This window comes from Muricoprocola aceti, from assembly GCF_025567005.1.
GTDB lineage: Bacteria > Bacillota > Clostridia > Lachnospirales > Lachnospiraceae > Marvinbryantia > Marvinbryantia aceti.
Window position 1 is genome coordinate 293,404 of the sequence record NZ_JAOQKE010000001.1, and the last position, 13,522, is coordinate 306,925.

The 13,522-nt window shown below is 43.7% G+C and carries 16 protein-coding genes; 4 read left to right on the plus strand and 12 right to left on the minus strand.

Going from position 1 to position 13,522, the window contains the following annotated elements; genetic code table 11:
* Positions 1-21: 21 nt before the first annotated feature.
* The gene (locus tag OCV47_RS01455; RefSeq protein WP_117449052.1) at positions 22-1,104 is read right to left on the minus strand and encodes a lactonase family protein; all 1,083 of its coding nucleotides are present in this window, start codon (positions 1,102-1,104) and stop codon (positions 22-24) included.
* A 107-nt stretch (positions 1,105-1,211) separates the two neighbouring features.
* The gene (locus OCV47_RS01460) at positions 1,212-2,102 is read right to left on the minus strand and encodes a S8 family peptidase (RefSeq protein ID WP_256296513.1); all 891 of its coding nucleotides are present in this window, start codon (positions 2,100-2,102) and stop codon (positions 1,212-1,214) included.
* 110 nt (positions 2,103-2,212) lie between these two features.
* On the opposite strand from OCV47_RS01460, the gene OCV47_RS01465 reads away from it, so the two are divergent.
* Both OCV47_RS01465 and OCV47_RS01470 read left to right on the plus strand, forming a co-directional pair.
* On the plus strand, positions 2,213-3,937 hold the full coding sequence (locus OCV47_RS01465; RefSeq protein ID WP_262653259.1) for a S8 family peptidase: 1,725 nt from the start codon (positions 2,213-2,215) through the stop codon (positions 3,935-3,937).
* Positions 3,938-3,994: 57 nt separating this feature from the next.
* Positions 3,995-4,234 (plus strand): chorion class high-cysteine HCB protein 13, encoded by a 240-nt coding sequence (locus OCV47_RS01470; protein WP_117449056.1) that lies wholly within the window; start codon positions 3,995-3,997, stop codon positions 4,232-4,234.
* A gap of 77 nt (positions 4,235-4,311) precedes the next feature.
* Here the strand turns inward: OCV47_RS01470 and OCV47_RS01475 are convergent, their stop codons facing one another.
* Positions 4,312-4,452, minus strand: coding sequence for a hypothetical protein (locus OCV47_RS01475; protein WP_256296516.1), 141 nt, complete (start codon positions 4,450-4,452; stop codon positions 4,312-4,314).
* A 90-nt stretch (positions 4,453-4,542) separates the two neighbouring features.
* Here OCV47_RS01475 and OCV47_RS01480 point away from each other — a divergent pair, with 90 nt between their 5' ends.
* Positions 4,543-4,866, plus strand: a complete 324-nt coding sequence (locus OCV47_RS01480) for a hypothetical protein (protein ID WP_262653261.1) — start codon at positions 4,543-4,545, stop codon at positions 4,864-4,866.
* Between the two features lie 15 nt (positions 4,867-4,881).
* Positions 4,882-5,169, plus strand: coding sequence for a hypothetical protein (locus OCV47_RS01485; protein ID WP_262653262.1), 288 nt, complete (start codon positions 4,882-4,884; stop codon positions 5,167-5,169).
* On the opposite strand, the gene OCV47_RS01490 is transcribed toward OCV47_RS01485, so the two are convergent.
* The 9 genes from OCV47_RS01490 to OCV47_RS01530 all read right to left on the minus strand — a co-directional run bounded on the left by OCV47_RS01490 (position 5,163) and on the right by OCV47_RS01530 (position 13,150).
* Complete coding sequence (locus OCV47_RS01490; RefSeq protein WP_262653264.1) at positions 5,163-6,314, minus strand: nicotinamide-nucleotide amidohydrolase family protein; 1,152 nt, start codon at positions 6,312-6,314, stop codon at positions 5,163-5,165. The genes OCV47_RS01485 and OCV47_RS01490 overlap by 7 nt on opposite strands.
* A gap of 53 nt (positions 6,315-6,367) precedes the next feature.
* Entirely contained in the window at positions 6,368-6,904 is a 537-nt protein-coding gene (gene pgsA / locus OCV47_RS01495; protein WP_117449060.1) for a CDP-diacylglycerol--glycerol-3-phosphate 3-phosphatidyltransferase, read from the minus strand.
* Positions 6,891-8,225, minus strand: coding sequence for a 30S ribosomal protein S12 methylthiotransferase RimO (rimO, locus tag OCV47_RS01500; RefSeq protein ID WP_262653266.1), 1,335 nt, complete (start codon positions 8,223-8,225; stop codon positions 6,891-6,893). The genes pgsA and rimO overlap by 14 nt, the downstream gene beginning before the upstream one ends.
* Before the next feature lie 3 nt (positions 8,226-8,228).
* Positions 8,229-9,143, minus strand: coding sequence for an HdeD family acid-resistance protein (locus OCV47_RS01505; protein WP_262653267.1), 915 nt, complete (start codon positions 9,141-9,143; stop codon positions 8,229-8,231).
* 26 nt (positions 9,144-9,169) lie between these two features.
* A complete protein-coding gene (gene rpoZ, locus OCV47_RS01510) occupies positions 9,170-9,499 on the minus strand; it encodes a DNA-directed RNA polymerase subunit omega (RefSeq protein ID WP_117449063.1) in 330 nt (109 codons plus the stop codon).
* 35 nt (positions 9,500-9,534) lie between these two features.
* Positions 9,535-10,164: a guanylate kinase gene (gmk, locus tag OCV47_RS01515; RefSeq protein WP_117449064.1), complete on the minus strand. Its 630-nt coding sequence runs from the start codon at positions 10,162-10,164 to the stop codon at positions 9,535-9,537.
* Positions 10,154-10,426, minus strand: a complete 273-nt coding sequence (locus OCV47_RS01520; RefSeq protein WP_317244126.1) for a DUF370 domain-containing protein — start codon at positions 10,424-10,426, stop codon at positions 10,154-10,156. Before OCV47_RS01520 ends, gmk begins: the two co-directional genes overlap by 11 nt.
* 11 nt (positions 10,427-10,437) lie before the next feature.
* The gene (locus tag OCV47_RS01525) at positions 10,438-11,316 is read right to left on the minus strand and encodes a YicC/YloC family endoribonuclease (protein ID WP_262653269.1); all 879 of its coding nucleotides are present in this window, start codon (positions 11,314-11,316) and stop codon (positions 10,438-10,440) included.
* Between the two features lie 91 nt (positions 11,317-11,407).
* Entirely contained in the window at positions 11,408-13,150 is a 1,743-nt protein-coding gene (locus OCV47_RS01530) for an Rqc2 family fibronectin-binding protein (protein WP_262653272.1), read from the minus strand.
* Between the last annotated feature and the right edge of the window lie 372 nt (positions 13,151-13,522).

Below are 13,522 nucleotides of genomic sequence, written 5' to 3' on the forward strand. Positions count from 1 at the left end.
GATTTCACCGTCCTTTTGTGTCTATTTGTTTTCCACTGTCTCTTCATCCCCGGACAATTTATAAATCAGAATGCAGTTCGGCGTGTCAACCGAAATTGGTCTGCCCTTCATAATTAATGTATGTTTCTCATAATCGATGGAAAAGAATCGAATCTCATTGGATTCATGATTCAGTGTGATCAGAGTCCGCTCATCTGGAAATACTTCAATATCTTTCGGATACTTTCCACTGATTGGCAGTTTCAGGATCTCAGATACCATGCCTGTTTCCTGATTGATCTCATAGATCGCCACACTGTTGTCTCCAGCTGTAGAACAATACAGATATCTTCCACTTGGAGAAATCCGCAGCCCGGAGCTGGCGCATCCAATCTCCTGCACATCCATTCGGGTATCCACTTTCTGAAGCAATTCAAACTTTGGAATCTTCTCACTGCCATCATAAGAGTAAACCAGCAGTTCATTGCTCAGCTCACAGTTTACATAGGCAAACCGGCCATCCTTGCCAAATCGGATCAATCTCGGCCCAGATTCCAGATCACATCGTACAATATCCAACAGAGTCAGTTTTCCGCTGGTTGGGTTTACCTTATAGATATTAATGTGGTCAATTCCGCAATCCACTACGCACAGGAACTTACCATCTGGTGTCGGCATTGCACAGCTGATATGAGGCCGAAAATTACGCTCCGCTACACTGAACAGCCCCTTATGAAAAATTCCATCCATCACACTGCCCAGTCTGCCATCACGATGGGTATGCACTACGGTAATCTTTCCATCATGATAACCAGCCACAAACAAGAACTTTCCCCTCTGATCTGTAGAGAGAAAACAGCCTCTCATACCATCAATTCCCACTTTATTGATTGCTGTCAGATCGCCGGTCTTCTGATTAATTTTCAGTACCTCTACCCCTTCATCTGCAATAGAATACAAATACTTTCCGTTAGTAGATGTCGTCAGATGCGATGCATTATTCACCGGAACAACGTTCCTCTCTGTCATATACCCCGCTTCTACATCCATATCATATACATGAACGCCCACACTGCTTCCATGGGTATACGTACCTACATATGCAACATATCTATCTTTGCCCATACCAAATATGTCCTTTCACATAAGTAAATTTGTATTCAATATAACATAATTCCTCATTTTTGTTAATACAGTTCCAAATTTTTTTGCGTCTTTCTGAATTTTTTATTCTATAACCTCAGTAACTTCGATATATCCGGCTGTCCCCATCCCTGACGGTTACGTTCCATTCCAAGATCTCTGGCTGATTCTTTCAGCCGCATTTTTACTTCCACATTTGTCAGCCAGGGTTCTTTTTCCAGCAGTAATGCAATTGCTCCGGATATCATAGGCGTTGCCATGGATGTTCCGCTTTTCTGGCAGTAGAATTTCCGTGATCCGGCAGTGCCAGAACGACCGGTACAAAAAGCATTGCAGGACCAGATCTGGTTTCCCGGTGCCACCAAATCCGGCTTGCAGACACAGGCATAAGTAGGGCCACATCCAGAATACCAGTTGTGCTGATCTTCTGACATCCCCACCGTAATCACTTTTCGGCTGTTGCCTGGTGCTGTAATCGTGCATGGGTAAGGTCCCAGATTGCCTGCAGCACATACCACAACAATATTATGATCCCAGGCCTGTTCCACGCTCTCAATGAGTTTCTGATCCTGTTCATTTCCTTCCCGTACACTTCCTACTGAGATGTTCATAATGCGAATTCCATAATCTTTACAATGATGAATCACCCATTGTATCCCATGGATTACCTGTTCCCGTTTTCCATTTCCATTTTTATCCAACACTTTCAGGCTGATCAGATCCGCTCCGGGAGCAATCCCCCGGTACTCTTTCTGCAAGGTTCCTTCTCCGCAGAGAATCCCGGAAACGTGGGTTCCATGTCCATAATCATCGTAGCATGTCTGGGATCCATTTACAAAATCTCTGAAGCAGACCATTCTGTTTTTCAGATCCGGATGCTTTGCCACACCAGTATCCAGCACTGCTACCCGCACTCCTTTTCCAGTCCATCCTTTCTGCCAGGCTTTTTCTGCCTGTAATACTTTTACTGCCTGTTTCAAATAGATCTCCCCTTTTGACTTTTTGTCTGCGGCAACATATACTTAAAAAAAGATGGTAGCTGTTCAGAACCCACTGTGAAGGTAATGAACAGATACAAAAGGTGTTTTTTATGGCCGCTGATACACTAGAAACAATGGTACTATCTAATACTTATGCAGATCTCATTGTCCCTGTTCAATCGGATACCGAAGATTTTCTGAAAACTTACCGCTCATTTGGTGCACAGCTTTTTGGAGGACGTCTTGGAATGCTTCACGTTCCAAGGGAGCATTCCGATCTGCAATATCGTGTTTCTTATTCTAATATTCCTAAACTCTATACTCCACTGGACTATGAGAGTCTGAATGCTTCCGGTATTCTTCAGGTTCAAATCAGACCATCCCTTGGATATAAAGGAAAAGGCGTTCTTTTAGGATTTCTGGATACCGGCATCGACTACACCAGGCCAGCTTTTCGTACCACTTCTGGCCAGAGCCGCATTCTTGGCATCTGGGATCAGACGATTTCTTCTTCCGAAACGCCGTATGACCTGGGCTATGGTACCGCTTATACCAGAGAACAGATTAATCTGGCACTTCAAAGTGAATCTCCTTTTTCACTGCTTCCTTCCCGGGATCTAAATGGACATGGCACATTTCTTGCCGGTGTAGCTGCCGGCTCTCCGGATCCGGAGAATCAATTTCTTGGGGCTGCCCCGGAAGCAGATCTGGCTGTTGTCCGTCTGAAAGAAGCCAAACCATATCTGATGCAATATTTTCTGGTCGACAGCGACCAGCCTGTTTTTCAGGAAACCGATATCATGATGGGAATCCGCTATCTGGTTATTTTGTCAATTCTATATGAAAAGCCACTGGTTATCTGTATGGGACTTGGCACCAGTCAGGGAGACCACAGTGGAAACAGTGCACTGGACCGCCTTCTGACCTATTATGTAGATTATCAGAACTGTTTCTGCGCCTGCGCAGCTGGCAATGAGGCCTCATCCGGGCATCACTTTTTTTCTTCTGACAACACCAGGGAATCAATGCTGGTAGAACTAAATGTCAGTACTGCTCATCCTGGATTCTGCATGGAATTTTGGGCTCTGTCACCAGCTTTGTACACGCTCTCTGTCACCTCTCCCCTTGGAGAAACGATTTCAGAAATTACACCACAACAGGGACTTCGCAATTTCTATCAATTTTTCGGTGAACGCACGGTAATAGAAATTCGATACGAAATTGCAGAATATCATTCTGGATTTCAACTGATCCTTATCCGCATGCTTACTCCTACGGAAGGCATCTGGACATTTCGTATTCAAAACCGGACTCAGATACAGAATACTTTCCATCTGTGGCTCCCTGTCAGCAACTTTTTATCAAAAGATGTCTATTTTCTGACCCCAGATCCTGATACAACAATCACAAATCCCGGCAATACAGAAGCATTAATCACCGTAGGAGGCTATGACAGCCGATCTGGCAGCATCTGGCCTGCCTCTGGCAGAGGCTATACACTGAGCAATCAAATCAAGCCAGAACTGGCTGCTCCGGCTGTGGATGTCTATGGTTCGGCTGCTGCCGACGGTTCTTCTCAGGAAAGACCACCCCTTTCACCTTTTATCAGAAAAACCGGAACGTCTCTCTCCTGTGCACTGACAGCCGGTGCAATTGCTCTTCTGGTTAACTGGGGAATGGAACGATCCTCACTTTCTTACTCGCCACTGACCAATCGTTCTGTAAAAAATTATCTGATTCGTGGTGCCAGACGCCGCTCTTCTTTTTCTTATCCGAATCAGGAATGGGGATACGGCGAACTGGATCTGTATGGAGTATTTGCTTCTCTCCTGTAACCAAAGTACTCTCCTTTGCATACAGTGAACTGTATAGAAAAACATGGAGGATTTCTCATGAGTGATTTAACAGCAACAAACTGCGGATGTGATAATGGATGCAATTCCGGATGTAGCTCTCTCTTCAACAACAACGGTAACTGCGGATGCTCCATCATCTGGATTCTTCTGCTGCTGAATATCTGCGGCGGAAACGGCTGTGGCCATTCTTCCTGCGGATGTGGTGAAAACAACAATTGCCTGCTGATTCTTCTGTTGCTTTTATGCTGCAATGGAGACTGTGGCCTGAACTTCTGATTTCTCAGAATTCTCTTTTTACTAAAGACGGTACGTGCCGGATTTCCGGTACGTACCGTTTTTTCTTTTTGTCAGTTCTAATCTTTTTTCTTCTCGTCATTGTTTTTTCTGTCTTTACGCTGCTGTTTTTTCAGATATTGAGACTGCTCTCTCTTTTTCAGGCATTCTTCATCCACTTCATAAAATGCATTTCCATCTATCACTATATGAGTTTTCACCACATTCCTCCTGATACTTACTCTATAGTATCAGCATATGCATCATACATTTTCCTGTAACTGCATATACTAAACAAAAAAGGAATTCCTATGGAACCAAATCAGGAACATGATATTCCGGCAGTCGATCAGATTGCAAACGGTGAGAATCTGCAAATGTATAAAGCCATGATTCCCTACTTTCCTAAAAATATGCAACGAACTCTGGCACTGTTGATCAAAATGGTTGAAATGAATCATCTGCTTTCTTTTTATAACAGTCCCATGTCCGCATGTGCCATGCCGGAAACTCACAATCCGGAAGAAATTCTTTCTCAGCTGCGGCAATATGGCAATGACAGACAAAACCAGCAGATTGATCAGATCTCCAATCTGATTACCATGCTGAAGCTTTACCAGACTTATAATGAATAGAAAGGAGATTCAGCTATGGATCACAACTGGATACACGACAAAGAACTTGCAGGTATTGATACGCAAAAGCTTCAGACACTGGCATCCTTATCAGAACAGGGACATGGGCTGGGGCAAAAAGAGCTGCTGCCATTTCTCATGGCAGCAGCTTCACGTACTGGTAAACAATCGATTTCTTTTTCAAATCAGGAAATGCAGCTTATCCTGACTGTTCTCAAAAAGGATAAGTCACCGGAAGAACAGGCGAAAATGGATCGTCTGTTTGCTCTTATGCAGCAAATGCAACATCGAACCAGTTACTGATCCGCAAGGATGCATTCTCGAAGCAGCAGCAATGCCTGTACCACTGACTGCTCCCGTATCTGGCGACGATCACCTTTAAAATGACATTCCCGTACCACCGTTCTGTTCTTATAGCAACAGGCAATGTAAACCAGACCAACTGGCTTTCCTTCCTCCGCTGCCGGTCCGGCCAGTCCTGTAAGAGAAATGCAGGCATCCGCACCGGTGGCGAACACACCATTTTTTGCCATTTCTTTTGCGGTGCGATCACTGACCGCTCCGTATTCTTTCAAAGTCGTTTTCTTAACATCAAGGAGCTTTCTCTTTGCTCTGTTGCAATAGGTTACAAAGCCCTGTTTAAATACTTCTGATGCTCCCGGCACTGCTGTGAAACGAGCTGCCAGAAGTCCTCCCGTCAGTGACTCTGCTGTTGTCAAAGTAAGCTCTCGTTCCTTTAACAGGTCAAGTACAGAAGCCTCCAGAGATACTGTATCATTGGTTGCATAAATGTAAGCACCAAATTTTTCCTGAAAAGTCTTCAACACTGGTTTCAATGCTTTTTTTGCTGAATGATCTTCTGTGGAACCGGTCATCATTCGGATCTGTATCTCACCCATATAGACAGTAAGCGTCATCTCCACTGCAGGGTTCTTCTCTTTCAGTTCTGCAATCAGCTTTCTGACTTCCGCCTCTTCCATACCACACATCTTCACAGTTGCTGAATATACGGTATCCTTCAGTTCTTTTTGAAGCATACGGAATAATTCCTGTTCGAATATAGACTGCAGCTCCTCTTCTGGAAGTAAAATCAGCTTTTTTTCTTCCTCTTTCAGGATCACTCCGGCATAACTGCCACCGTGGCGTTCTAAAAGGACATCCTGCTCAGCCAGCTCATCATTTTTTCGATTCAGCACTTTTTCTGCAATCAGCTTTCTCACTGTTTTCAGATCTTTGCCATTCTGACAGATTATCATTACCACAGAAGAACGCTTCCATGCCTGCGCAATGATTTCTGTCAGATGTGTATTCTCCATCGTTACATTCATGCGACTCACTACAGGAGCTCCAAGCTGTGCACATTTTTCCATAACGTAAGCCGCCTGCCTGTCAGAATCTGCTGCAAGTAACAAATCTGCTTCTACGGAAATCAACTCTATATCCATCATACCCTCCACCTGAGTTCCGGCCTGCTTTTCAGACCTGTTTTATGCAATTATATTTATGACTGCATGTTTAATACTTTCTTATTCTTCCAGATATAATCTGCCAGAGAGACAACTGTCAGTATCAGTGCCACCCACATGAAGATCTGCTCCAGAATAGTAAAGATCCCTCCAAGGTTTGCAATCAGTAATATAATCATGATCATCTGTGATACCGTCTTGAATTTTCCCCACCAGCTTGCTGCTATTACAATTCCATTATCTGCTGCAATCAGGCGGAAACCACTGATGGCGAATTCACGGCTGATGATGATAATAACCATCCATGCCGGCAGTCGATCCATGGAAACCAGACAAATCATTGCTGCACTGACCAGCAGTTTGTCTGCCAGTGGATCCATAAATTTTCCAAAGTTCGTCACCAGATGGTTCTTGCGGGCAATATAGCCATCCAGGAAATCTGTCATACTGGCAATGATGAAAATTGCCAATGCTGCAAATCTTCCATTTCCATCTGGAGTAATCTGCATAATCATAACAAAAGGTACAATTAAAATCATTCTTATGGTTGTTAGCGTATTAGGCAAATTCATCTTCCAACTCTCCTGTCAAATCGTATTCCAAAGCGCCTGTAATCTTTACTTTTGCAAAGTCACCGGACATTAGTGTCTCAGCTGTATCGATAAACAGATACCCGTCGATTCCCGGTGCATCAGCGTAGGTTCTGGCCACATATACATTCTCATCAGAAAGATATCCTTCTACCATGGCAAGCATCGTTCTTCCGATCCTTTCCTCATTTTTATCCAGAGATACTTCCTGCTGAAGCTCCATCAATTCTTCCTGACGGTTCTTTTTCACCTCTTCATCGATCTGATCTTCCATGGACGCTGCCGGTGTATCCTCTTCCTGAGAATAAGTAAATACACCCAGACGGTCAAATTCCATCTCATCCACAAAAGCCATCAGTTCTTCATGATCCTCCTGGGTCTCACCAGGAAATCCCGTGATCAATGTAGTACGCAGTGCAATATCGGGTATCTCTCTTCTGAGCTTTTCAATGATCTCTTTCAGCTGTGCTCTGGAGGTACGTCTGCCCATTCGCTTCAAGATCCGGTCACTTGCATGCTGAATCGGGAGATCCAGGTAATGACAGATCTTTTTCTCATCCCGGATCGTTTCGATCAACTCATCGTAGATCTCTTCCGGATAGCAATATAATACACGAATCCAGCGAATTCCTTTGATTTCACATAATTTCTTCAGCAGGATGTGAAGTGATTTCTTACCGTAAAGATCTACGCCATAAAGAGTAGTCTCCTGTGCTACCAGAATCAGTTCTTTCACGCCCTGATCTGCCAGATCCTGTGCTTCTTTTAACAGTCGTTCCACAGGCACACTGCGATAGCTTCCTCTGATCTTTGGAATAATGCAATACGTACAATGTTTGTCGCATCCTTCTGCGATCTTCAGATGAGCATAATGACCCCCCGTAGTCACCACTCGCTTTGCATCAATCTCTACCAGTCTGTCTACATCCTGTATATCCAGTTCTTTCTGACCTGCCAGCGTCTTTTCAATTACTTCAAAGATCTCATCATGGGCTGTAGTACCAATCACTGCATCCACTTCTTCAATTTCATCAATAATCTCCTGCTTATAGCGCTGTGCCAGACATCCCGTCACAATCAGAGCTTTACAACGTCCTGACTTACGATATTCTGCCATTTCCAGAATATTCTGGATGCTTTCTTCTTTGGCATCATGTATAAAACAGCAGGTATTGATCACTATCACATCAGCCTGTGTCTCATCATCTGTCAGTGTGAATCCTTTCTGGGTCAAAAGACCAAGCATCTGTTCTGAATCAACCAGATTCTTGTCACATCCCAGTGATATGAATAAAATATTCATCCGCTACTCCTCATCCGGTGTCTTTGTTATCTCCTTCACCGGTTCTGTTGTTTCCATCTTGCTTTCTTCTGTCTCATTTGGCTCAATATCTGCCGCACTCTCTGTATCAGTCATCTGCTCATCCTCTGCGTCGGTCACAGTTTCTGCAATCTCTGTCTCGCAGTCTTTATATACCGGAAGATCATCTGACTGCCCCTCTTTGGCTGCTTTTTTACGGAAAAAAGTACTTCTTCCCACAATCTTGCTGCTCTTTTCCTTTTTCGTATGCTTCCTGCTTTCGCTTTTCGCATTTTCCTCAGACACTTCTGTCTCTTCCATATCAATAATATCTGCGCCTCTGGAAGATACGGCATACGGGTCAGCCGGCACTCTCTTCAATCTGCGGAAACGGATACCCGTCCAGAAAATACTGACCAGATTACCGATTCCATCTGTCAGAAGAGATGCTCCTGTAAGGATCACTACCACCTTTTGCTGCTCGTCAAATGGATTTGCCACCAGTATGGCTCCCATCGCCAGCAGAACAAGTGCCCATATCAACATAATATACCACCTGACAGCACCCAGCTTTTTCAGATCCATGGCACTTTGTATCTTTACAATACCTCCAAGCAGCGCAACGATTCCCATGGCAAAAGGTATGATCTCCAGCATATATTCCATTTTAAGCAGAATATAACAACCTGTAGAGATACACACCACTCCTATGACCAGATCTGGCTGCATCACATTCATAAAACGATCCTTTGTGAAATACAGAATCATATGTGCACCGCCAAAGATGATCATACCTATTCCAAATACAAAGCAGAAGGTATGCACGGATATATCCGGCCAGATCACCAGTACCAGTCCCATCACAATGTAAGCAACCGAAAGCAGACAGAAACTTTTCTTCACTTCTCTGCCATTTTCCATTCTTTTTCCTCCTGCGCAGAATCCTTTTACTCTTCTTCTGCTTCCTCTGCAACCGTCTCCAGAACCACTGGTTCTTCCTGCAGCTCATCTGTCAGGTTAATCTCTGCTGCTTCTGCCTCTTCTTCTGCAGATTCCGGCATAATCTTCAACAGCCCCTTATTCAATTCATCTACTGCGATACTCAGTGGTTTGTGAATCTTCGGCATAGACATCGGTTCTTTTCCATCAATAATCTGACGTGCTCTCTTGGCAGTTGCAAGAACGATGGAATACCGGCTGTTTACTACAGGAGTATCTCCGTCCTCTACCTCGCTGTTTACAACTTTAATTAATTCTGTGTAAGATGGGTGTAACATAAATTTTTCCTCCTCAATATTATCCTTCTATTTATTTATAAAAATCTTTTTAACTGCTGTTTCAGATCTGACAGGAATTCTGTTCTCTGATCTACGCGATGATGCTGGCTCTGAATAATCTCATGTGCCTCATGAATGCAGGTATCCAGGTCATCATTGACAATCAGATAATCATATTTTTCAATGAATTCTGCTTCCTCTACTGCACGGCGAAGCCTTTTCTGCACCACTTCTTCTGTTTCTGTTCCTCTTCCTCTGAGCCGGTCTTCCAGCACCTGAGCGCTTGGCGGAACCATAAAGAGTAACAATGTCTCCGGGAACTGCTCTTTAATCTTCAGCGCCCCCTGAATCTCGATCTCAAGGATCACATCTTTTCCGTTTTCTAGCTGTTCCTGTACATATTCCTTCGGCGTACCATAATAATTACCCACATAGCAGGCGTACTCGATCAGTTTTTTCTCCTGAATCATCTGCTCAAATTCTTCTTTTGTTTTAAAGAAATAATGAACACCATCTTCTTCCCCTGGTCTGGGATCTCGTGTGGTTGCAGATACCGATAACGCATAATTATCATATCTTTTTAGCAGTTCCTGCACCAGGGTACCCTTTCCGGTACCGGCAAATCCTGAAATTACCAGCAAAATACCTTTTGATCTACAATTCATCTGTCTCTCCCTTCAGCTCATCTGCATTAAAATGAAATCTCTTTACCAGTGTCTCTGGCTGCAGCGCAGACAAAATAATGTGATCTTCTTCTGTAATAATCACAGATTTTGTTCTTCTTCCCTGTGTTGCGTCTATTACTTTTCCAATCTGTTTGGCATTCTGCACCATACGCTTTACCGGTGCAGCATCCGGGCTGACTACCGCCACAATCTTAGCAGTATTTACCACATTTCCAAACCCGATATTCATTAATCTCGCCAAAAAACTTTCTCCTATTCGATGTTTTGTATCTGTTCCCGGACTTTTTCAATCTCGGTTTTCAGATTAATGGCCCGGTTGGATGTCTCCAGATCATTCGCCTTAGAAAGAATCGTATTCGCTTCTCTGTTCATCTCCTGGGCGAGGAAATCCAGCTTTCTTCCTACGCTTCCACCACTTAACAGTTCTTCTCTCATACTCTCGATATGGCTGCGAAGACGCACTGTCTCTTCGTCTGTGCAGATCTTATCTGCAAATAAAATGACTTCCGCCGCAATCCTGCCTTCTTCCATCTGCGCATCCCCCAGCAGTTCTTCCACCTTAAGTGTCAGCTTCTCCCGGTATTCTGTCATAATCTGCGGATATCGGTCTTCAATGGCATCCACGTCCCTGATCATGCCATCCAGCTTATCAAACAGATCTTCTTTTAAGCGCTCACCTTCTGTGATTCTGCTCTCTACAAACTGCTCACAGGCCTGCTTCAATGCCACTTCCAGAACAGCCCAGATCTCTTTTTCATCTACAGTCTGTTCTTCCATGGTAAAGACTTCCGGGCAGCGTCCCAACACAGATACACTGATATCATCCCGCAAACCAAACGTATCTGCCATCTGGCGGTAGTACTTCAGGTACTGTGCAGCAATGGCTTCATTGTACTTCAGAGATACGTTCTCTTCCGTGAAATCCTCATAAGTAATGAAAACATCTACCTTGCCTCTCTGCATATATGTCTTCAGCAGAGTACGAATCGCTGATTCAAAAAAGCTCAGCTTCTTTGGCATCTTAATACTGACATCAAAATATCTGTGATTCACAGCTTTCATTTCCACTGTAAACTTGCGGTTCCCCTGCAGATTCTCAGCTCTGCCGAAACCAGTCATACTTTTTATCATGATATCTACTCATCCTTTTTATTTTGTGGCCTAAATAGCCACGTTAAGTTATTATAAATCAATTTCCAGTAAGCGTCAATTGGATTTGTTCTTATTTTGCTGCTTCCTTAATATCGGTAATATCCGTAGGTACCAGCATAGAATAGTTGGTATGATATATGACAAATCCTGGTCTGGCTCCGGCAACCTTTTTGACAAACTTCCGTTCTATATAATCGATTTCCGCTTTTTCTGCGCCTCTGTTCTTAGAGTAATAGGCCGCCAGTCTTGCTGCTTCTTCAAAGGTCCGGTCTGGCAGTTCCTCTCCATTGGTCTTCACAATCACATGGGATCCCGGACAGCCCTTGGCATGGAACCACCAGTCATTTCCCGCAGCTACCTTAAAGGTAAGTTCTTCATTCTGGAAATTGTTCTTGCCCACATACATATGATAGCCATCAGATGAAATATAGTGAAACGGTTTGGAAGTAATCTTTACTTTTTTACCTGTATAATGACGCCTGATATATCCATACTCAATCAGTTCTTCCTTAATCTGCACCAGATCCTCTTCTGAACGTGCAATATCCAGTGCCGTACTGATGGATTCCAGATGCTCTATCTCTGATCTTGTTTCCTCAATCAGCTTGACAGATGCCTCATAGGTTCTTTTTAATTTATTATACTTTTCAAAATAATGCTGTGCGTTTTCCTGAGCAGTCATTGTCTCATCCAGAGGAATGGTGATCTCTTTGTTTTCATAATAGTTCAGACAGGTCAGCTTTTTTGCGCCCTCTTCCAGATTGTATCCATAAGTATTGATCAGTTCCCCATAAACCCGGAACTTTTCTCTCTTCTCAGTATCCTTCAACTGCTTCTGCTGCAAATCATACTTTTTCCGATTGCGGTCCAGCGCCGTCTGCACAACCCTGCGCAGATCTGAAGATCTCTGACGAATACGGGTAATCACATTTCGTGTCGCATAAAAATGTTCCAGCATACCAGATACCGTATCGAACTTTTCTTCCCGGAAATCACCATACTGGGTAAGTGGCACCACGCTGAAATCTACCGGTACCTGCTCCTCATATACAATGTTCGGTGTCAGCTGACCTGATTTCACTGTATCTACCACCAGATCAAACTGATGCTCCAGATGAATCAGTTCCGTTTCTGAGAAGCTGTTTGCGCTTCTGCCAGAGTCCAGAGAAGCCCGATGACAGATCTCTTCCGCAATCAATGGGCTGATTCCTGTCATAGAAGAATAAATACTTTTCGCCAGCGGCATCGGTTTGGATGAGATTGCCGCAATAAAATCCCTGCTTTCATAATCCAGAGGATTTAATTTTTCCTGAGTCTCCGGAATAAAATAAGTGCGTCCAGGAAGCACCTCCCGGACAGAACTGACCTGGGAGGAAATATGTTTAATACTGTCAATGATCATCCCCTCTTCGCTGCAGAAAATAATATTAGAATGCTTTCCCATGATCTCCACAACCAGGGTCTTATGACAGATATCTCCCAGCTCATTTAAATGCTCAATTTCAAAATTAATAATACGTTCCATCCCCGGCTGCCAAATTCTGGTAAACTTTCCGCCTCCGATATGCTTACGCAAAAGCATGCAAAAATTCGGTGCTGTCAGGGGTGCTGTCTTATTCTGTTCTGTAAAATAGATCAGCGGGAGACTGGCTCCCGCAGAGATCAGCAGCCGGTACTGCTGACGTCTGTCGCTTTTGATCGTAAGCATCAGCTCATCCGCTTCCGGCTGCGCAATTTTATTAATTCTGCCGCCCAGAATACAGGCATTCAGTTCCTGTACCATCCCGGCAATCACCAGTCCGTCTAATGCCATGAGAATTATCCTCATCTTTCTGAAAAATATGCAATATGTATATCACTTTCCTGTTCAGTATATCAAAAAAACTTTCACTTGTTAAGGCTTTTGTGTTTCTGATATCTGCTTATCATTTTTAGCAGCTGCTGCAGCTTTGTTTTCCTGCGATATTGGAGAACCAGCAAAAAAACAAGGCAAAAAATCAGATATACACCGCCCCATATTCCGAACTGTCCCAAGAATTCAGACATCGTCCGGTCTGATCTGTAAAACACATACAAGTAGTAGGTTTTATAAACATCATGTTTTCCATACCAGATATGGCCATTTTGCTGAAGCTTAATCATCCCCAGATTATCTGATGTTTTATTTTCTTCTATGACACTGGTA

What these genes read in the sequence shown, in the direction of transcription:
- OCV47_RS01525 (WP_262653269.1), bottom strand. Translation starts at nt 11,316, where the DNA reads ATGATAAAAAGTATGACTGGTTTCGGCAGAGCTGAGAATCTGCAGGGG.
- OCV47_RS01485 (WP_262653262.1), top strand. Translation starts at nt 4,882, where the DNA reads ATGGATCACAACTGGATACACGACAAAGAACTTGCAGGTATTGATACG.
- rpoZ (WP_117449063.1), bottom strand. Translation starts at nt 9,499, where the DNA reads ATGTTACACCCATCTTACACAGAATTAATTAAAGTTGTAAACAGCGAG.
- OCV47_RS01530 (WP_262653272.1), bottom strand. Translation starts at nt 13,150, where the DNA reads ATGGCATTAGACGGACTGGTGATTGCCGGGATGGTACAGGAACTGAAT.
- OCV47_RS01505 (WP_262653267.1), bottom strand. Translation starts at nt 9,143, where the DNA reads ATGGAAAATGGCAGAGAAGTGAAGAAAAGTTTCTGTCTGCTTTCGGTT.
- OCV47_RS01470 (WP_117449056.1), top strand. Translation starts at nt 3,995, where the DNA reads ATGAGTGATTTAACAGCAACAAACTGCGGATGTGATAATGGATGCAAT.
- gmk (WP_117449064.1), bottom strand. Translation starts at nt 10,164, where the DNA reads ATGAATTGTAGATCAAAAGGTATTTTGCTGGTAATTTCAGGATTTGCC.
- OCV47_RS01490 (WP_262653264.1), bottom strand. Translation starts at nt 6,314, where the DNA reads ATGATGGATATAGAGTTGATTTCCGTAGAAGCAGATTTGTTACTTGCA.
- OCV47_RS01465 (WP_262653259.1), top strand. Translation starts at nt 2,213, where the DNA reads ATGGCCGCTGATACACTAGAAACAATGGTACTATCTAATACTTATGCA.
- pgsA (WP_117449060.1), bottom strand. Translation starts at nt 6,904, where the DNA reads ATGAATTTGCCTAATACGCTAACAACCATAAGAATGATTTTAATTGTA.
- OCV47_RS01480 (WP_262653261.1), top strand. Translation starts at nt 4,543, where the DNA reads ATGGAACCAAATCAGGAACATGATATTCCGGCAGTCGATCAGATTGCA.
- rimO (WP_262653266.1), bottom strand. Translation starts at nt 8,225, where the DNA reads ATGAATATTTTATTCATATCACTGGGATGTGACAAGAATCTGGTTGAT.
- OCV47_RS01455 (WP_117449052.1), bottom strand. Translation starts at nt 1,104, where the DNA reads ATGGGCAAAGATAGATATGTTGCATATGTAGGTACGTATACCCATGGA.